This is a genomic window from Sphingobium xanthum, assembly GCF_019737615.1.
In the GTDB taxonomy this organism is placed as follows: Bacteria; Pseudomonadota; Alphaproteobacteria; order Sphingomonadales; family Sphingomonadaceae; genus Sphingobium; species Sphingobium xanthum.
On the sequence record NZ_JAHKKS010000004.1, the window covers coordinates 186,621 to 203,649 of the forward strand.

A 17,029-nucleotide genomic window follows, 5' to 3' on the forward strand; every position below is an offset into this window, starting at 1 on the left:
GATCTTCGTTTCTTCAGCGGGCATAGGCCGCTCCTGCAATGGCGCGTGCCGCTTCGGCGGGGTCGAAGGGCCGCAGATCGTCGATCTTCTCGCCTATGCCGATCGCATGGATCGGCAGGCCGAATTTTTCCGCCGCTGCGACGAGGACGCCGCCGCGCGCCGTGCCGTCGAGCTTGGTCATGACGAGACCGGTGACATGCGCGACTTCGCGAAAGATCTCGATCTGCGAGAGCGCATTCTGTCCGGTCGTGGCGTCCAGCACCAGCACGACATCGTGCGGCGCCGCCGGATTGAGCCGGCCGAGCACGCGGCGGATCTTGGCGAGCTCGTCCATCAGTTCCGCCTTGTTCTGCAGGCGGCCCGCCGTATCGACGATCAGCACGTCGATGCCCTGGGCGGTTGCCTGCTTGACGGCGTCGAAGACGACACCGGCCGCGTCGCCACCTTCCGGCCCGGTCACGATCGGTACGCCGAGCCGCTCGGCCCAGACCTTGAGCTGGCCGATGGCGGCCGCGCGAAAGGTGTCGCCTGCCGCCAGCATCACGCCATAATCCTGCTCCTGGAACAGATGGGCGAGCTTGGCGATCGTCGTGGTCTTGCCGGAACCGTTGACGCCGATGACGAGAATGACCTGCGGGCGCGGGAACGCCTCGATTTCGATGGGCCTGGCGACGGGCGCCAGCACTTTCTCGATCTCTTCAGCGAGGATCTCGCGCAGATAGTCTTCGGTCAGCTCGCGATTGAAGCGGCCCTCGGCCAGCCGGTCGCGGATGCGCGCCGCCATCGCGGGGCCGAGATCGGTCGTGTAGAGCGCTTCCTCCAGCTCATCGAGCGTCTGGTCGTCCAGCGCCGTCTTGCCGAAAATGCCCGAGACGCTTTCGCCGAGCCGGTCGGATGTGCGCTTGAAGCCGCCGAAAAGTTTGTCGCGCCAGGAAAGTTCAGCCATGCGCGCTGCCATGCGCGATGAGCGCGCCGTCCTCAAGCCCCGTGATGCGCGCGGTCACGATTGTCCCGACCGGCTGAGGCGAACTGAACCGCACCGGCGCGAAGCTCTCGCCATGCCCGGCCATGCCGCTCGTCTCGACGAGGACACGCTGGTCGGTGCCGATGACGCTGCTCAGCCAGCGCTGCCGTTCCTGCGCACAGGCCTCGCGCAGGCGCGCTGCGCGCTCGCGAATGACGGGCTTGTCCACCTGCGGCATGCGCGCGGCGGGCGTGCCCTCGCGCGTCGAATAGGGGAAGATATGGCCGTGAACGATCCGGCACTGATGCACGAGCGCAAGACTGTTCTCGAACATTACTTCGTCCTCGGTCGGGAAGCCGGCGATGATGTCCGCGCCGATGGCGATGTCCGGGCGACGGGAGAGCAGCCGCTCGGCAAGCGCTATGGCCTGTGCGCGATTGTGGCGCCGCTTCATCCGCTTGAGGATCATGTCGTCGCCCGCCTGCAACGAGAGATGGACATGCGGCATCAGCCGCGGCTCGCCGGTCAGCAGATCGAACAGGCGCTCGTCGATCTCGATCCCGTCGAGCGAGGAGAGGCGCAGGCGCGGCAAGTCCGGCACATGGCGCAGGATGCGCTCGACCAGCGCGCCGAAGCTCGGGCTGCCCGGCAGATCCGGCCCGTAGCTCGTGACATCGACGCCGGTCAGCACCACTTCCTGCACGCCTTCATCAACCAGACGCTGTACCTGATCGACCACCATGCCGGCCGGCACCGATCGGCTCGGCCCGCGGCCATAAGGAATGATGCAGAAGGTGCAGCGATGATCGCAGCCATTCTGCACGACGATGAAGGCGCGCACTCGCTCGGCAAAGGCCGAGAGGAGCTGCGGCGCCTGCTGCTCGACCGCCATGATATCGGCGACGCGAACCTTCTCGTTGGCGGTCAGTTGCGCCTTGAAGACCGGCTTCTCGCCATTGCCGACCACGAGCGCCACTTCCGGCATGGCGGCGAACATCCCGGCGTCCGTTTGCGCGGCGCATCCGGTCACGACGATGCGCGCATCCGGCCGCGCGCGGCTCGCGCGGCGAATGGCCTGGCGCGTCTGGCGGACGGCTTCGCCGGTGACGGCGCAGCTGTTGACGATGACGAGATCGTCCCGATCGCCAAGCTGCTGGCGCAGCGCCTCGCTCTCGGCAATGTTCAACCGGCAGCCGAGCGTGATGATCTCCGGGCCGCTCATGGCAGCGCGGGCGTCAGCGCATCGAGATCGAGCGTCCCGTCGAAGACATGGGCAGCCGGCCCGGTCATGGTGATGTGACCGCCAGGCGCCCAGTCGATCAGCATATCGCCGCCATCGAGCGTGACGCGCACCGGTCCGATCGCGATCTTGCGCCGGATTGCCGCCACCGCCGTCGCGCACGCCCCCGTGCCGCAAGCGCGCGTGAAGCCGACGCCGCGCTCCCAGACGGTGAGCGCGATATGGCCGGGCGACAGAAGCTGCGCGAAGTTCACGTTCACCCGGGCCGGGAACAGCGGATCATGCTCGATCAGCGGACCCAGTCGCGCCATGTCGATCGATGCGCGATCGTTAAGGAAGAACACCACGTGCGGATTGCCGATATTGACGCATGACGGCGCGGGAAGCTCGTCCCAGCTCGTCGGCAGGGTCAGCGTGTCCATCGCATAAGCGAGCGGGATGTCTTCCCAGCCGAATTTCGGCTCGCCCATGTCGACACCGACCAGATCGCCGCTACGCCCGGCCTTGAGGATACCGGCGGCCGTCTCGATGCTGACGTCCCGACCCACGAACAGCGGCACGCAGCGCGTCGCATTGCCGCATGCCTCGACCTCGCTGCCGTCCTGATTGAAAATCCGCATGCGGACATCGGCCCGGTCGGACTCGCCGATCAGGATCAGCTGGTCGCAACCGATACCGGTCTTGCGGTCCGATATGGCGCGCGCCAGCGCTGCCGTCATCGTCACGGGGTTCTCGCGAACATCGACCACGACGAAGTCGTTACCGAGGCCGTGCATCTTGGCGAAGGGCAGGGACATGCCGCGCATTTAGGGATCGCAAGGGCGGAAGTCCATTGCAGGGCCGTAGAACGTGGCGCGCCGACCGTTCGTCGCAAAGATTCCCCAAAGCACTGGCGTTGCGAAGAATGAGAACATAATAAGAACAACATGAAGGAATCGCTGCAACAACGGCTCGAGATCCTCGCCGATGCCGCCAAATATGACGCTTCTTGCGCCTCCTCCGGCACTGCCAAGCGCAATGCCAAGGCCGGCGGGATCGGATCGACCGAAGGCATGGGCATTTGCCATAGCTATGCGCCCGATGGCCGGTGTATCTCGCTGCTGAAGATCCTGCTGACCAATCACTGCATCTTCGACTGCCATTATTGCATCAACCGCAAGAGCTCGAATGTGCGGCGCGCGCGCTTCACGCCGCAGGAAGTTGCGGACCTGACGATCACTTTTTATCGTCGAAATTATATCGAGGGTCTGTTTCTCTCATCGGGGATCGTCAAATCCGGCGATCACACGATGGAGCAGATCATCGAGGCCGCGCGCATCCTGCGCGAGGAGCATCTGTTCCGAGGCTATATCCACCTCAAGATGATCCCCGAGGCGGATGCGGACCTGATCGCACGCGCCGGGCTCTATGCGGATCGCGTCTCGATCAATGTCGAGCTGCCGACACAGGCTGGCCTCACCCGCCTCGCACCGGACAAGTCGGGCCAGCAGATCGAGACCGCGATGGGCGGGCTCAAGACTGCGATCGAAGATGCGACCGACAGCCGCAAGCGCTTCCGCTCTGCCCCGCAATTTGCGCCCGCAGGCCAGTCGACCCAGATGATCGTCGGCGCCGATGGCGCATCGGACGCGCAGATCATCCAGAAATCCAGCAAGCTCTATGATCGCTTCGCGCTGCGCCGCGTCTATTATTCCGCCTTCAGCCCCATTCCCGACGCCAGCGCCGTCCTCCCGCTGAAGCGCGCGCCGCTGATCCGCGAGCATCGGCTCTATCAGTCGGACTGGCTCATGCGCTTCTATGGCTATGAGCCGCATGAAGTGGGGCAGGCGGCGGACGCGGCCGGCATGTTGCCGCTGGATATCGACCCGAAGCTGGCCTGGGCGCTCAACTTCCGCGATCGTTTTCCGATGGACGTGAATCGAGCCTCGCGCGATGCCCTGCTGCGCGTGCCCGGGCTTGGCGTTCGCGCGGTCGATGCCCTGCTGGTTGCGCGCCGGCATCGTCATTTGCGGCTGGCCGACATTGCGAAACTGACCGTCTCCATCGCCAAGATTCGGCCGTTCATCGTGGCGGCCGACTGGCGCCCGACGAAGCTGACCGATCGCGCCGATCTGCGCCGGCTCCTGACGCCGCGTCGCACCGAGCAGCTGGAACTGTTCGCGGCATGAAGGAAACGGTTTACTTCACGGCGTCCGAGCATGTGGCGGTTCTCGCCGGTCCGGATGATTTCGACGGCTGGCGGACGCAAGCACGGCAAGTCCTGATGGCGCGCGTGCATCCCTCGGAGGTCATCTGGCGCGTGCCGGGAGGGGAGGGCGATCTGTTTGCCTCGTCCGAGCCTTCTCCGCCGCCAATCGCTGTCCCTGATGCCAGACAGCCGATCGTTTCGCGCGCCTTCCTCGATCTCGCGGCAAAGGCGGCGTGCCACCGGGATCGAGGCCGATTCGATTTTCTCTATCGCCTGCTCTGGCGTCTCCAGCGCAATGCGCGCCTCCTGGAGGACAAAGCGGACGGGGACGTGCGGCGGCTCGACGAACTGGCCCGAACCGTTCGGCGCGACATTCACAAGATGCGCGCCTTCGTCCGATTCCGCTCCGTTGCGCAGCCGGATGGCACGGAGCGCTATGTCGCCTGGTTCGAGCCGGAGCATCATATCCTGCGCGCCAATGCCGCCTTCTTCGTCAATCGCTTCGCCGGCATGCATTGGTCGATCCTCACGCCGATCGGCGCGCTCCATTGGGACGGTGCGTCACTTCAGGAAGGCCCGCCCGCAACGCGCGGCGACGCGCCGGATGGCGATCCGATCGAGGATTTGTGGAGCAGCTACTACGCATCGATCTTCAATCCTGCCCGTTTGAAGATCGATGCGATGCTCAAGGAGATGCCGCGCAAATACTGGAAGAACATGCCGGAGACCGCCTTGGTCCCGGCGCTCATTGCGGGGGCGCAAGCGAGAGAAGCCGTCATGGTCGAAGCCGGCCGCGATCTGTTCGAGGATGATAGCCCGCCCACGAGTCTTGAGGAGATTGCGGGCGCGATCCGGTCCTGCCGCCGCTGTGCGATCGGCTGCAACGGCACGGATGCCGTCGGGAGCGAGGGTTCGTCGGGCGCATCGCTGATGATCGTCGGCGAGCAACCCGGCGATGTCGAGGAGCGGGAAGGGCGGCCATTCGTCGGCCCGGCCGGACAATTGCTGATGCGCCATCTCGAAGAGGCCGGCCTGAATCGGTCGCGCGCCTATGTGACCAATGCGGTGAAGCATTTCAAATTCCTGCCGCGCGGCAAGAGGCGCATGCACCAGACGCCGACAGCGCGGGAAATCGATACCTGCCGCTGGTGGCTGGATGGCGAGCGGAGCATCGTGAAGCCGCGCCTCGTCCTGGTGTTGGGCGCGAGCGCGGCCCGTGGCCTGCTCGGCAAGACGATCAGCGTCCAGAAGGAGCGCGGCGCGCCGATCGATCTGCCCGACGGCAGCGAACTCTGGGTGACGACGCATCCATCCTATCTGCTGCGCCTGCCGGAAGAAAATCGCCCGGCCGAGGAAAAGCGGTTTCAGGACGATCTGCGCGCTATAGCGGAGCGCCTCGCCGCGCTCGAAAGCGCAGCGGGGTGATCCGACATGAAGAAGTAAATGGTCGGGGAGAGAGGATTCGAACCTCCGGCCCCTGCCTCCCGAAGACAGTGCTCTACCAGGCTGAGCTACTCCCCGACCGGGCCGGACGCTCAGAGCGCCGGCAAGGCAGGCGACGCCCTATAGGGGGCACATGTGCCGCTGGCAAGCGTGCGTTCGCGAAATTGCGTGCCGGTTCAGATCAGGCCCTGTTCGCGGAAACTGAAGCGTGCATTTCCGCCGATGATGACATGATCGTGAAGCTGCATGCCGAGCATGCGCAGCAGTCCCGCAAAGGCGCGCGTGGCGTGCGTGTCTGCTTCGCTCGGCCGCGCCTGCCCGGATGGATGGCAATGATGGAGCACCACCGCCTTGCATCGGAGCGCGAGCAGGCCCGGGACGACATGGGCGAGATCTATGGCGAGCGAGTGATGGTCGCCGGCAAGCTCGATGCGCTCGATGAACCAGCCATCGGCATCGTAGAGATCCAGCGCGCCAAACTCGCATTGCCGGACATTGCTGCTGAAGGCCGAATCCGTGAGGGCAAGCGTCGATCGAGCCATGAGAGGAAGAGTGGCCGCGATGGGCTGAACTTGGCACGCGATCCGGCTCCGATCTCGCGGTATGGGCGGATAGTTCCTTGAAACAGCGCGTGAAATACCTCCGAAATGGAGAAGATGGCGACCCTGGCCATGCGTTACCAAGCTGTCGCTGCGGCGTCTTGTCGCTGGCGCTCGGGGGAGGGGGGCGTTAAGACCTTGAGCATGCCGACCCAAGCGATCATATCCAGACCCGCCCCCCCGGAAGGAGAGGCCGCGCCGCATTACGAGCAGCAATATCTAGACCTGATGCGCCACATCTGGACGCAGGGGCATGAGCGCGTGGATCGCACCGGCGTCGGCACGCGGTCGATCCTGGGTGCGACCATGCGATTCTCGCTGGCCGACGACGCCGTGCCCTTGCTCACCACCAAGCGCGTCTTCTGGAAAGTCGCGACGCGCGAAATGCTCTGGTTCCTTTCGGGCGAGACCAACATTCGCCCGCTGGTCGAGCAGGGCGTCCATATCTGGACCGACTGGCCGCTCGATCGCTATCGGCGCGAGACGGGCGAGGCGATTTCCATGGAGGCGTTCGAGCAGCGCATCGTCGAGGATGAGGCTTTCGCGCTCGACTGGGGCGATCTCGGCCCGGTCTATGGCCGCCAATGGGTCAACTGGCCGCGCTATGAGCCAGCGCCGGAAGCCGGCGAGGGGCTTTATCGACTTGCGGAGCGCGGCCACAACCAGATTGCCGCGCTGATCGAGGCGATCCGCGCCAATCCCGGCTCGCGGCGACTGCTGTTCACGGGCTGGAATGTCGATCAGGTCGATCGCATGGCCTTGCCGCCCTGCCACATGACCTATCAGTTCCATGTCGCGGACGGCCGTCTCAACGGCCTCTTGTTCCAGCGCAGCTGCGATCTCGGTCTCGGCTTTCCGTTCAACATCTACGGCCTGGCTCTGCTGACGCGGATGCTGGCGCTCCAGTGTGATCTGGAACCCGGCGAGATCGTCTGGCAGGGCGGCGACGTCCATCTGTACCTCAACCACACCGATCTGGTCGAAGAGCAGCTCTCACGCACGCCCGCCGGGGCGCCGAAGCTGCGCATCCTGCGGCGGCCCAAGACGATCTTCGACCATCGGATCGAGGATTTCGCGGTCGAGGACTATGAGCCGCAGCGCAGCATCGCGGCGCCGATCGCGGTCTGAGGCGAGAGATCATGCCGCTGCGGGACATATTTCAGAAGGAAGAGGTGACGAAGGACCGGCCCATATTCCGCCCCGGCGCGTTCAATCGCGAGGCCTGGGAGCGCAATCGCCTGGCTGCCTCGATCGCGCTGTTTACGGGTACCGGCTTCCTGCTGGCGCTGCCCTTCGCCCTGCGTGCCGGCGCCGAGTTCTTCCTGCCGCTGACGGCGGCTCTGGTCATCGCCATCTGCCTCGTGCCGCTGCTCGAATGGCTCGAGCGTCGCCGCGTTCCGTCCCCGCTCGCCGCCCTGATCGCTCTTTCGGCGTTTCTGTTCGTGGCCAATACGGCGCTGGTGCTGATCGTCGTCCCGGCGACCGACTGGATCGCCCAGCTGCCGGACCGCATCAACCAGATCAAGATGACGCTCGCGCCGGTGATCGATCTCTACACACAGGCGCAGGGCTTCGTCGATGGCCTGCTGCGCATGGTCACGGAGACGCGGGCGCTGGGCAATGAGACGGGTGAGTTCGCGCGGCCGGGCTCGATCCTCCAGATGCTGACCAGCGCGGCGCCGAGCGTGGTCATCAATGTCGTGTTCGGCCTGCTCGTGATCTTCTTCTTCCTCTCGGGCTGGACGCGCCTGCGCCGTCGCACGATCCGGGGCCGGGGCAGCTTCACCGGCGCGCTCACGATCGCGCGCGTCATCCAGAATGTCGTCGATGCGACCTCGCGCTATGTGCTGACGATCACGTTCATCAACATCCTGCTCGGCCTGACGGTCGCGCTGCTGCTGATGCTCATCGGCATGCCGACCCCGTTCATGTGGGGCGGTTTCGTCGCACTGCTGAACTTCATTCCCTATTTCGGGCCGATCGTGGCGGCGATCCTGCTCGGGCTTGGCGGCCTGATGAGCTTCGATACGGTTGGCTGGGCGTCGCTCCCGGCTGTCATCATGATCGTCGCGCATCTGATCGAGGCGAATATCGTCACGCCGCTCATCCTTGGCGAACGGCTCAAGATGAGTCCGCTGATGATTCTCGTGTCCCTGAGCTTCTGGACATGGGTGTGGGGGACGGCGGGCGCACTGCTGGCCGTGCCGCTCCTCATCATCATCCAGACCGTGCTGGCGGCTGCCGGCAAGCCGGATATCGCGGGATTCCTGTTCGAAGCCGGGACGCTCACCAGCACATTGCATGAGCCGCCCGGCGAATATGACGAGACTTCGTGACAGGGTGTTGACAGGGGCATCCCCCTCTTATACCAGCCCCCTCCTCGACCAAGCGCGGGTGTAGCTCAGTTGGTTAGAGTGCCGGCCTGTCACGCCGGAGGTCGCGGGTTCGAGCCCCGTCACTCGCGCCATTTTCCAGAAAATCGAGAGAAGTTGTCGAACGTTTCCCCGATGGGGGAACCGGCCCGATTATGCGTATTCTGCAGTCTGTGAGATTATTTCGGCGCGCGGAAGCGCCCGGTCTCCATCCAGACGAGCAGCGGCCGCATCGGGAAGATCCAGACGATCCCCGCCACCACATAGACGGCCAGTTGAACGGGCTGCGGCCAGGTGCCGATGACGACCGAGAAGCTGCCGATGATCGCCGCCCAGATCGCAATGATCGCCAGAATCGCGAGCACGCCGGCGGGCTTGCGCCAGCTCGGCGGGGGAGGGACGCCGATCATGCGTCGTCCCGCGAGAGGATCTGCTGCTCGGTCACCACCATGTGCAGCGGCACGTCCCAGGGCTCGACGGGCAAGGCATCGACCATCTGGCAACTCCATGCGATGCCGATGCGCAGCGCATGCGGCAGCTTGGCGAAAGCGCGGTCATAATAGCCGGCGCCATGGCCGATGCGATTGAGGCGCCTGTCGAAGCCGACCATCGGCGTTAGGCAGACGTCGGGCATCACGGTCTCGGCCTGCGGCGCGGGCTGCGGAATGCGCATCTGGCCCGGCACGAGAATATCGCCCGGCGCCCAGTCGGCGAATTCCATGTCTTCCTTGATGCTCCTGCCGAGCCGCGGCAGGCACAGCTTGAAGCCACGCTCATGGAGGAACTCGAGGAGATTCTCGGTCGGCGCTTCCGAATCCATGGAGAGATAGCAGGAAATGCGCGATCCCGGCGGGATCTGCTCGAGGACGGGATTGGGCAGCACACGGAATGCCAGGCTGCGCACGGAATTGGGCAGGCCGGCGACGAAAGCCGAGCGCTTCGCCAGCAGCTCAGTGCGCAGGGCGGCGCGTTCGTTGTTCATCGCTTGACAATCCCGGCCGGGGAGAGAGGGAAAAGTGACGGGACCACCATGGCCGTTTGCTGGAAAATCCTCTGACGCCTCAACGTCAGGTGGGGACCATGTAACGCGGACCAGAGTCCGGCCAGAGACAGCCCCCTAGGATGTATTATCGCCTCAGGGATGTTCGCTAAAGCTCGCACCGGGCAGTACCCGTCCTGGTCTATCTAGGCGTTGGCGAGCTGAGCCGCAAGGCTGTCGCCCAGCGCCTCGATCCTTTCGGCGAGGCGGGCCAGCGCGGCCAGCGTGTCGCTTTCATCGATCGGCTCGGGCGGCGTTGGGGCAGGAGCGGGTGCTGGAGCCGCTTCCGCTGCGGGCTTGACGGCGGGCTGGTCTGAGACCGTATCGGCGAGCAGCAGGCCGGCGAACAGCAGCTGACGCACCTCTGTCAGGCCAGGGCTGCCGTTCTTCACCATGTTGACCCGGTCGGACATCATACCGGCCAGCTGATGCAGTCGCGCTTCCTCGCCGTCGCGGCAATGCACCGCATATTGCCTGCCGCCCACCATGATTTTCACTTCGGCCATCAGGCTTCGCTCCGCGCTTTCTGAAGGTCGCCGATCAGCGCATCGAGCGACTTGAGGGCCGCAATCGCCTTGTCGCGTGAGAAGGGATCGATCTCGACGGAACCGGCATCATCGGCCGCCTCGCCATTGGCGAGCTGGGCCTCCAGAGCTTTGCCATGTTCCTCCGCGACTTGCCTCGCTAATGTCTCGGCGCGCGTGAGCGCTCGCTCCAGTCGTCCGATTGCCTGCATCATCGCATCGCTTGCCATGGCGGAACCCTTAACATGCTCGTTGGAGATTGCAAAAGCCCGTTCCGGGCGCTTTCTTCCCTGCTGTAGCGACGCGGGCACAACTTGATATCAGCAAGCCTGATCTCCCCCACAGGTTGACGCTCGCGACTCGAATCGACATTGAAGCCGCGCGACGACTCGCTGCCTTTGTGGGGTGGCGCGCTTTGACGTCGCTCATCGACCCCGCCCGGTCCTTGATCGCACCGACGAATGCCCCTGGGGGCCGACAAGAAGAAAGGGGCCTTCGCCCATGGCTGTCACCGAGAAGCGGCTTGCCGACACCATCCGTGTGCTGGCGATGGACGCGGTGCAGGCCGCGAACAGTGGTCATCCCGGTATGCCGATGGGCATGGCCGATGTCGCGACGGTGCTGTTCAAGGATTATCTGAAGTTCGATCCGGAGGCACCGAAATGGGCCGATCGTGATCGCTTCGTCCTGTCCGCCGGCCATGGCTCGATGCTGATCTACGCGCTGCTGCACCTCACCGGCTATCATGAGCCGACGATGGCGGACATCGCCAATTTCCGCCAGATGGGCAGCCCGTGCGCCGGCCATCCCGAGAATTTCGAGCTTCCCGGCGTCGAGGCGACCACCGGTCCGCTCGGCCAGGGTCTGGCCATGGCGGTCGGCATGGCGATGGCCGAGCGTCACCTTAACGCGACCTTCGGTGACGATTTGGTCGATCATCGCACCTGGGTGATCGCGGGCGACGGCTGCCTCATGGAAGGCGTCAATCACGAGGCGATCGGCCTGGCCGGTCATCTCGGCCTCGGCCGCCTCAATGTCCTGTGGGACGACAACAAGATCACCATCGACGGCGCGGTCAGCCTGTCCTCCAGCGAGGATGTTATGGCGCGCTATGCCGCGACGGGCTGGCATGTCACGTCCTGCGACGGTCATGACTTCGCCGATGTGCGCCGTGCTTTGAGCGAAGCAGCGGTTGATCCGCGTCCCTCGCTCGTCGCCTGCCGCACGAAGATCGGCCAGGGCGCGCCCAATATGGCCGGTTCGCACAAGGTCCACGGCGCTCCGCTCGGCAAGGACGAGATTGCCGCCACGCGCGAAGCCCTGGGCTGGGATTTGCCGCCCTTCGAACTGCCCGATGACGTCAAGGCCGCCTGGCTGGAGATCGGCAAGGGCAGCAAGCAGGCTCATGCCGATTGGCAGGATCGGCTCGCAAGCAATTCACAAAAGGCCGAATTCGAACGCCGCGTGGCCGGCGCGCTGCCGTCCTCCTATTCGCTCAAGCCCTATCTCGACAGCCTGATCGCCGAGCCCAGGAAGGTCGCGACACGCAAGGCGAGCGAAATGGCCCTCGACGCGATCAACGTGCAGCTTCCCGAGATGTTCGGCGGCTCGGCGGATCTCACCGGCTCGAACCTGACTCAGTCCAAGGACCAGAAGGTTGCGTTCAGTCCGGCCGATTATTCGGGCCGCTATGTCTATTACGGCATTCGCGAGTTCGGCATGTCGGCGGCGATGAATGGCCTTGCCCTGCATGGCGGCGTCATTCCCTATGGCGGCACCTTCCTGGTGTTCTCGGATTATGCCCGCAACGCCATCCGCATGTCGGCGCTGCAGCGCCAGCGCGTCATCTACGTGCTGACGCATGACAGCATCGGCCTTGGCGAAGACGGCCCGACGCATCAGCCGATCGAGCATGTCATGTCGATGCGCATGATCCCCAATCTCGAAGTCTTTCGTCCGGCCGACACGATCGAGACGGCGGAATGCTGGGAACTCGCGCTGCAAAACGCCGCGACGCCGTCAGTTCTGGCGCTCAGCCGCCAGAATCTGCCGCAGCTGCGCGACGATGCCTCGGAAAACCGCTCGGCCAAAGGCGGCTATACGTTGGTCAAGAGCGCATCGGCGCCCAAGGCTGTGCTGGTCGCCACCGGTTCCGAGGTCGAAATCGCTGTCGAAGCCGCCAAGCTGCTTGAAGCGCAGGGCATCGCCGCCAATGTTGTGTCCATGCCCAGCATGTCGCGCTTTCTCGCTCAGGACGATGCCTATCGCGCGTCCGTCCTGCCCGCAGGCGCGCTGCGCGTCTCGATCGAGGCCGGCACGACGTTCGGTTGGTCGACCATCACCGGCAGCGACGGCCTCAACCTCGGCATCGACAGCTATGGTCTCTCGGCACCCGCCCAGGCCATTTACGATCATTTTGGATTGAACGCCCAAACGGTCGCATCGCGAATCGTCGCGGCTCTCAACTGACACCAGGCAAGGAGATCAATCATGGCCATCAAGGTAGCAATTAACGGCTTCGGGCGGATCGGCCGCCTCGTCGCGCGCGCTCTTCTCGAGCGCACCGATCATGACTTCGAGCTGGTGGCGATCAACGATCTCGGCGACGCCAAGTCCAACGCCCTGCTGTTCAAGCGCGACAGCGTCCATGGCAACTGGAAGGGCGACGTCTCGGTCGAGGGCGACTCGCTCATCATCGACGGCAAGAAGATCAAGGTGACGGCCGAGCGCGATCCCGCGAACCTGCCGCATGCCGCTCTGGGCGTCGAAATCGCGCTCGAATGCACCGGCATCTTCGCCGACAAGGCGAAAGCCAGCGCGCACCTCACTGCCGGCGCCAAGCGCGTCGTCATCTCGGCCCCCGCGACCGGCGTCGACAAGACGATCGTGTTCGGCGTGAACCACGAGACGCTGACGGCTGACGACATCGTCATCTCGAACGCGAGCTGCACGACCAACTGCCTCGCACCGCTCGCCAAGGTGCTGCACGATGCCGTCGGCATCGAGAGCGGCTTCATGACGACGATCCACAGCTACACCAACGACCAGAACACGCTGGACCAGATCCACAAGGATATGCGTCGCGCCCGTGCTGCTGCGCTCTCGATGATCCCGACCACGACGGGCGCCGCCCGCGCCGTGGGCGAGGTTCTGCCGGAGCTCAAGGGCAAGCTGGACGGTTCCTCGGTCCGCGTGCCGACCCCGAACGTCTCGGTCGTCGATCTCAAGTTCATTGCCAAGCGCGCCACCACGATCGACGAGGTCAACGGCCTGCTCAAGGCGGCGTCCGAGGCCGGTCCGCTCAAGGGCGTGCTCGGCTATTCGGACGAGCCGCTGGTGTCGATCGACTATAATGGCGATCCGCGCAGCTCGACCGTCGACAGCCTCGAGACCGCGGTCATCGACGGCAAGCTGGTCCGCGTGCTGAGCTGGTACGACAATGAATGGGGTTTCTCGAACCGCATGATCGACACCAGCAAGGTCGTCGCCGGCCTGATCTGACGGGCCTTGCGAGGCTGAGATTTTTCGGGCCGGGCATGTTTCGACACGCTCGGCCCGAGCCATGATGGGAGACAAGAGACGTGGGCAAACCCTTCAAGACGCTCGACGATATGGGCAATATCGCCGGCAAGGCCGTGCTGGTCCGTGAGGATCTGAACGTCCCGATGCAGGAAGGCTCGGTCAGCGATGATACGCGCCTGCGCGCCGCTGTCCCGACGATCCTGGAGCTGGCGGACAAGGGCGCCAAGGTGCTTGTCCTCGCCCATTTCGGTCGTCCAAAGGGCCAGAAGTCGCCGGACCTGTCGCTCAGCCTCGTGACGCGCGGTCTTTCCCAGGTGCTCGGTCGCCAGGTCCAGTTCATCCCCGATTGCCAGGGTGAGGCGGCAGCGGACGGCATCGCCGTGATGCGCGGCGGCGACATCGCCATTCTCGAAAACACCCGCTTTCATGCAGGCGAGGAAAAGAACGATCCGACGCTCTCCGACGCCATGGCCGCGCTCGGCGATTTCTACGTGAACGATGCCTTCTCGGCCGCCCACCGCGCGCACAGCTCGACGGAAGGGCTCGCCCATCGCCTGCCGTCCTTCGCCGGCCGCTCGATGGAGAAGGAGCTGGACGCGCTCGAAGCCGCGCTTGGCAATCCTCAGAAGCCGGTCGCGGCCGTCGTCGGCGGCGCCAAAGTCTCGACCAAGCTCGCCGTGCTCGAAAATCTGGTCGCGCAGGTCGATCATCTGATTATCGGCGGCGGCATGGCCAACACCTTCCTCGCCGCGCGCGGTGTCGATGTCGGCAAGTCGCTCTGCGAGCATGATCTGGTCGACACCGCAAACGAGATTTTCGACAAGGCGGAGGCCGCCGGCTGCACGATCCACCTGCCTTACGACGTCGCCGTCGCGAAGGAATTCGCCGCCAATCCCGCCAGCTACCGCGTCTGCAACGTCAACGAGGTCGCGGCGGACGAGAGGATCCTCGATGTCGGCCCCGCCGCCGTCGAAGCGCTCGGCGACGTACTCAAGACCTGCAAGACGCTCGTCTGGAACGGCCCGCTCGGCGCGTTCGAGCTGGCCCCGTTCGACACCGCCACGGTCGCGCTCGCCAGGACGGCTGCCGCGCTGACCGCCGAAGGCTCGCTGGTCTCGGTCGCCGGTGGCGGCGACACGGTGGCCGCGCTCAATCATGCCGGCGTCGCGGACGATTTCTCGTTCGTTTCGACGGCCGGCGGCGCGTTCCTCGAATGGATGGAAGGCAAGGAACTGCCCGGCGTCGCAGCGTTGATCGGCAAGTAAGTCCTCATCTCACCTCGTCTTTCCTGCACTCGTGGGAATGACAAGATGGGCACGCTGACCGGTGCCGCGAACATGGTTGACCGGCTTGCAATTTTCGCACCGAACGGTGAAGAGGCAGGCCTGCGCGCTCCGGCGCCGTTCGTGGGTTCAACAGACAGGGATGGAATGATGCAGCACTCCGACATGACCGCCAAGATCGCCGAGGGTAACGGCTTCATTGCCGCGCTCGACCAGAGCGGCGGCTCGACCCCCAAGGCCCTGAAGGGCTATGGCATCGAGGAAAGCGCCTATTCGGGCGACGACGAGATGTTCGCGCTCATCCACCAGATGCGCAGCCGCATCATCACCTCTCCGGTCTTCACGGGCGACAAGGTGTTGGGCGCGATCCTGTTTGAGAAGACGATGGACGGTCAGGTCGATGGCAAGGCGACTCCGACTGCGTTGCTCGATCGCGGTGTCGTACCCTTCATCAAGATCGACAAGGGCCTTGAGGACGAGGCCAACGGCGTTCAGCTCATGAAGCCGATGCCGGAGCTTTCCGCCCTGCTCACCCGCGCCAAGGGCCTCGGCGTGTTCGGCACCAAGGAGCGCTCGGTCATCAACCTCGCCAATCGCGAGGGCATCGCCGCCGTCGTCAAGCAGCAGTTCGAAGTGGGCAAGGAGGTGCTCGCGCACGGCCTGATGCCGATCATCGAGCCGGAAGTGAACATCAAGAGTCCCGAGCGTGCCGAGGCCGACCAGATCCTGCTGGAGGAAATCCTCAAGGAACTGGACGCGCTGCCCGCCGGCCAGCAGGTCATGCTGAAGCTCTCGATCCCCGCCAAGGCCGGCCTGTTCGATGCGCTGGTCGATCACCCCAAGGTGCTGCGCGTCGTCGCACTCTCGGGCGGCTTCGCGCGTCCCGAAGCCTGCGCCGAGCTCGCCAAGAACCGCGGCATGATCGCCAGCTTCAGCCGCGCGCTGCTCAACGATCTGCGCCACCAGATGAGCGACGACGAGTTCAACGTCTCGCTCGGCGGCGCGATCGACGAGATCTTCGAAGCCTCGACCGACAAGGTCGCGGCGTAACGGCCTGATGCCCATCAGGCTTACCGCTCTTTCACAGAGGGCAGCGCTCATTGCGCTGCCCTTTTTGTTGATCACCGAGACAGCCGTCCAAGCCTGTTCGATGGCGCCGGGATACAAGGTTCCCACAAATCTGGAACTCACGGCACTGGCGGACACGATCGTGGTCGCGACCGTCGAGGACGAAAGAAAGGCGGGGGACAGCTGGAACGGTGTCGTGCTGGTGCGCCCGACCTTCCTGATCAAGGGCGCCACGCTGCCGGGCATGATCGAATTGAGCCGCGCCTATCTCGGTCCGGATGAACAGCTGCCCGCGACGAATGACGTCTCGGTCCTTCGTGCCTGGCGCGATAGCCATGGCGGTTGGCCGGCGCGAAAAAGCGATCCTCGTGAACTGCGCAGGGTCAATCCTGATGCCCTGACCGGCGGATGTGTCCGTTACATCTTCTCCAAGGGGATGAAGCTTGTCCTGTTCCCGCGGCGCGATACCGACGGTACGCTGAAGCCATATCGCAGCTCATTTTCCCGCGATGCGGAGGACGTGCCGTCCGACGATGCGCTGTGGGTGAAGGCGGTGCGGGAATATGTCGTGATTGCCGACCATCCTGCGAAGGAGCGGAAGGCAGCGCTCAAAGCGCGCATCGCTGAACTGTCGCAGCAACCCAACGACCCGGATGCGATGGCCATCGCCAAAGATATGAAGGTCGAGCTTGCTGGCAAACGCCTGCCACCTTTTGATTGAGGCGAGGCGGGTCAGCGATCATACACCGCCGTCATTCCTGCGTCGGCGGGAATGACGGCAGTCGAG

Annotated in this window: 17 protein-coding genes and 2 tRNA genes; 10 read left to right on the forward strand and 9 right to left on the reverse strand. The window is 64.6% G+C overall.

Features of this window, described 5'->3' with window-relative positions; genetic code table 11:
• Positions 1-13 precede the first annotated feature (13 nt).
• The 3 genes from ftsY to dapF are packed head-to-tail and all read right to left on the reverse strand — an operon-like array spanning position 14 to position 3,001.
• Positions 14-946 (reverse strand): signal recognition particle-docking protein FtsY, encoded by a 933-nt coding sequence (ftsY, locus tag KM135_RS09295; RefSeq protein WP_221713724.1) that lies wholly within the window; start codon positions 944-946, stop codon positions 14-16.
• Positions 939-2,186, reverse strand: a complete 1,248-nt coding sequence (gene mtaB / locus KM135_RS09300) for a tRNA (N(6)-L-threonylcarbamoyladenosine(37)-C(2))-methylthiotransferase MtaB (protein WP_221713725.1) — start codon at positions 2,184-2,186, stop codon at positions 939-941. Before mtaB ends, ftsY begins: the two co-directional genes overlap by 8 nt.
• Entirely contained in the window at positions 2,183-3,001 is an 819-nt protein-coding gene (gene dapF, locus KM135_RS09305; protein WP_221713726.1) for a diaminopimelate epimerase, read from the reverse strand. Before dapF ends, mtaB begins: the two co-directional genes overlap by 4 nt.
• Positions 3,002-3,130: 129 nt before the next feature.
• Between dapF and KM135_RS09310 the strand changes: the two genes are divergently transcribed.
• Positions 3,131-4,372: a putative DNA modification/repair radical SAM protein gene (locus tag KM135_RS09310; protein ID WP_221713727.1), complete on the forward strand. Its 1,242-nt coding sequence runs from the start codon at positions 3,131-3,133 to the stop codon at positions 4,370-4,372.
• On the forward strand, positions 4,369-5,817 hold the full coding sequence (locus KM135_RS09315) for a UdgX family uracil-DNA binding protein (RefSeq protein ID WP_221713728.1): 1,449 nt from the start codon (positions 4,369-4,371) through the stop codon (positions 5,815-5,817). Before KM135_RS09310 ends, KM135_RS09315 begins: the two co-directional genes overlap by 4 nt.
• Before the next feature lie 19 nt (positions 5,818-5,836).
• Here KM135_RS09315 and KM135_RS09320 read toward each other — a convergent pair.
• Positions 5,837-5,913: transfer RNA gene (locus KM135_RS09320), tRNA-Pro, on the reverse strand.
• A 98-nt stretch (positions 5,914-6,011) separates the two neighbouring features.
• Positions 6,012-6,377, reverse strand: coding sequence for a JAB domain-containing protein (locus tag KM135_RS09325; protein WP_221713729.1), 366 nt, complete (start codon positions 6,375-6,377; stop codon positions 6,012-6,014).
• Positions 6,378-6,578: 201 nt separating this feature from the next.
• On the opposite strand from KM135_RS09325, the gene thyA reads away from it, so the two are divergent.
• The 3 genes from thyA to KM135_RS09340 all read left to right on the forward strand — a co-directional run bounded on the left by thyA (position 6,579) and on the right by KM135_RS09340 (position 8,901).
• The gene (gene thyA, locus KM135_RS09330; protein WP_221713730.1) at positions 6,579-7,562 is read left to right on the forward strand and encodes a thymidylate synthase; all 984 of its coding nucleotides are present in this window, start codon (positions 6,579-6,581) and stop codon (positions 7,560-7,562) included.
• A gap of 11 nt (positions 7,563-7,573) precedes the next feature.
• The gene (locus tag KM135_RS09335) at positions 7,574-8,770 is read left to right on the forward strand and encodes an AI-2E family transporter (RefSeq protein WP_221713731.1); all 1,197 of its coding nucleotides are present in this window, start codon (positions 7,574-7,576) and stop codon (positions 8,768-8,770) included.
• 54 nt (positions 8,771-8,824) lie between these two features.
• Positions 8,825-8,901, forward strand: a tRNA-Asp gene (locus KM135_RS09340).
• Positions 8,902-8,985: 84 nt separating this feature from the next.
• On the opposite strand, the gene KM135_RS09345 is transcribed toward KM135_RS09340, so the two are convergent.
• The 4 genes from KM135_RS09345 to KM135_RS09360 form a co-directional block, all read right to left on the reverse strand.
• A complete protein-coding gene (locus KM135_RS09345; RefSeq protein WP_221713732.1) occupies positions 8,986-9,216 on the reverse strand; it encodes a DUF2842 domain-containing protein in 231 nt (76 codons plus the stop codon).
• The gene (locus tag KM135_RS09350; RefSeq protein ID WP_221713733.1) at positions 9,213-9,788 is read right to left on the reverse strand and encodes a 5-formyltetrahydrofolate cyclo-ligase; all 576 of its coding nucleotides are present in this window, start codon (positions 9,786-9,788) and stop codon (positions 9,213-9,215) included. Before KM135_RS09350 ends, KM135_RS09345 begins: the two co-directional genes overlap by 4 nt.
• A gap of 203 nt (positions 9,789-9,991) precedes the next feature.
• Positions 9,992-10,351 carry a cell division protein ZapA gene (locus tag KM135_RS09355; protein WP_221713734.1) on the reverse strand — a complete coding sequence of 120 codons (360 nt, stop codon included), beginning with the start codon at positions 10,349-10,351 and terminating at the stop codon, positions 9,992-9,994.
• Positions 10,351-10,599, reverse strand: a complete 249-nt coding sequence (locus KM135_RS09360) for a hypothetical protein (RefSeq protein ID WP_221713735.1) — start codon at positions 10,597-10,599, stop codon at positions 10,351-10,353. The genes KM135_RS09355 and KM135_RS09360 overlap by 1 nt, the downstream gene beginning before the upstream one ends.
• A 271-nt stretch (positions 10,600-10,870) precedes the next feature.
• On the opposite strand from KM135_RS09360, the gene tkt reads away from it, so the two are divergent.
• The 5 genes from tkt (at position 10,871) to KM135_RS09385 (ending at position 16,963) form a co-directional block, all read left to right on the forward strand.
• Complete coding sequence (gene tkt / locus KM135_RS09365) at positions 10,871-12,838, forward strand: transketolase (protein ID WP_221713736.1); 1,968 nt, start codon at positions 10,871-10,873, stop codon at positions 12,836-12,838.
• 21 nt (positions 12,839-12,859) lie between these two features.
• Positions 12,860-13,870 (forward strand): type I glyceraldehyde-3-phosphate dehydrogenase, encoded by a 1,011-nt coding sequence (gap, locus tag KM135_RS09370; protein WP_221713737.1) that lies wholly within the window; start codon positions 12,860-12,862, stop codon positions 13,868-13,870.
• Positions 13,871-13,950: 80 nt separating this feature from the next.
• Positions 13,951-15,156 carry a phosphoglycerate kinase gene (locus KM135_RS09375; protein ID WP_221713738.1) on the forward strand — a complete coding sequence of 402 codons (1,206 nt, stop codon included), beginning with the start codon at positions 13,951-13,953 and terminating at the stop codon, positions 15,154-15,156.
• Between the two features lie 168 nt (positions 15,157-15,324).
• Positions 15,325-16,224, forward strand: coding sequence for a fructose bisphosphate aldolase (locus KM135_RS09380; protein ID WP_221713837.1), 900 nt, complete (start codon positions 15,325-15,327; stop codon positions 16,222-16,224).
• 67 nt (positions 16,225-16,291) lie between these two features.
• Positions 16,292-16,963, forward strand: coding sequence for a hypothetical protein (locus tag KM135_RS09385; protein WP_221713739.1), 672 nt, complete (start codon positions 16,292-16,294; stop codon positions 16,961-16,963).
• Positions 16,964-17,029 lie beyond the last annotated feature (66 nt).

Excerpts from the sequence above, each read along its gene's own strand:
- ftsY (WP_221713724.1), bottom strand. The coding sequence starts at position 946 with ATGGCTGAACTTTCCTGGCGCGACAAACTTTTCGGCGGCTTCAAGCGC.
- mtaB (WP_221713725.1), bottom strand. The coding sequence starts at position 2,186 with ATGAGCGGCCCGGAGATCATCACGCTCGGCTGCCGGTTGAACATTGCC.
- dapF (WP_221713726.1), bottom strand. The coding sequence starts at position 3,001 with ATGTCCCTGCCCTTCGCCAAGATGCACGGCCTCGGTAACGACTTCGTC.
- KM135_RS09310 (WP_221713727.1), top strand. The coding sequence starts at position 3,131 with ATGAAGGAATCGCTGCAACAACGGCTCGAGATCCTCGCCGATGCCGCC.
- KM135_RS09315 (WP_221713728.1), top strand. The coding sequence starts at position 4,369 with ATGAAGGAAACGGTTTACTTCACGGCGTCCGAGCATGTGGCGGTTCTC.
- KM135_RS09325 (WP_221713729.1), bottom strand. The coding sequence starts at position 6,377 with ATGGCTCGATCGACGCTTGCCCTCACGGATTCGGCCTTCAGCAGCAAT.
- thyA (WP_221713730.1), top strand. The coding sequence starts at position 6,579 with ATGCCGACCCAAGCGATCATATCCAGACCCGCCCCCCCGGAAGGAGAG.
- KM135_RS09335 (WP_221713731.1), top strand. The coding sequence starts at position 7,574 with ATGCCGCTGCGGGACATATTTCAGAAGGAAGAGGTGACGAAGGACCGG.
- KM135_RS09345 (WP_221713732.1), bottom strand. The coding sequence starts at position 9,216 with ATGATCGGCGTCCCTCCCCCGCCGAGCTGGCGCAAGCCCGCCGGCGTG.
- KM135_RS09350 (WP_221713733.1), bottom strand. The coding sequence starts at position 9,788 with ATGAACAACGAACGCGCCGCCCTGCGCACTGAGCTGCTGGCGAAGCGC.
- KM135_RS09355 (WP_221713734.1), bottom strand. The coding sequence starts at position 10,351 with ATGGCCGAAGTGAAAATCATGGTGGGCGGCAGGCAATATGCGGTGCAT.
- KM135_RS09360 (WP_221713735.1), bottom strand. The coding sequence starts at position 10,599 with ATGGCAAGCGATGCGATGATGCAGGCAATCGGACGACTGGAGCGAGCG.
- tkt (WP_221713736.1), top strand. The coding sequence starts at position 10,871 with ATGGCTGTCACCGAGAAGCGGCTTGCCGACACCATCCGTGTGCTGGCG.
- gap (WP_221713737.1), top strand. The coding sequence starts at position 12,860 with ATGGCCATCAAGGTAGCAATTAACGGCTTCGGGCGGATCGGCCGCCTC.
- KM135_RS09380 (WP_221713837.1), top strand. The coding sequence starts at position 15,325 with ATGCAGCACTCCGACATGACCGCCAAGATCGCCGAGGGTAACGGCTTC.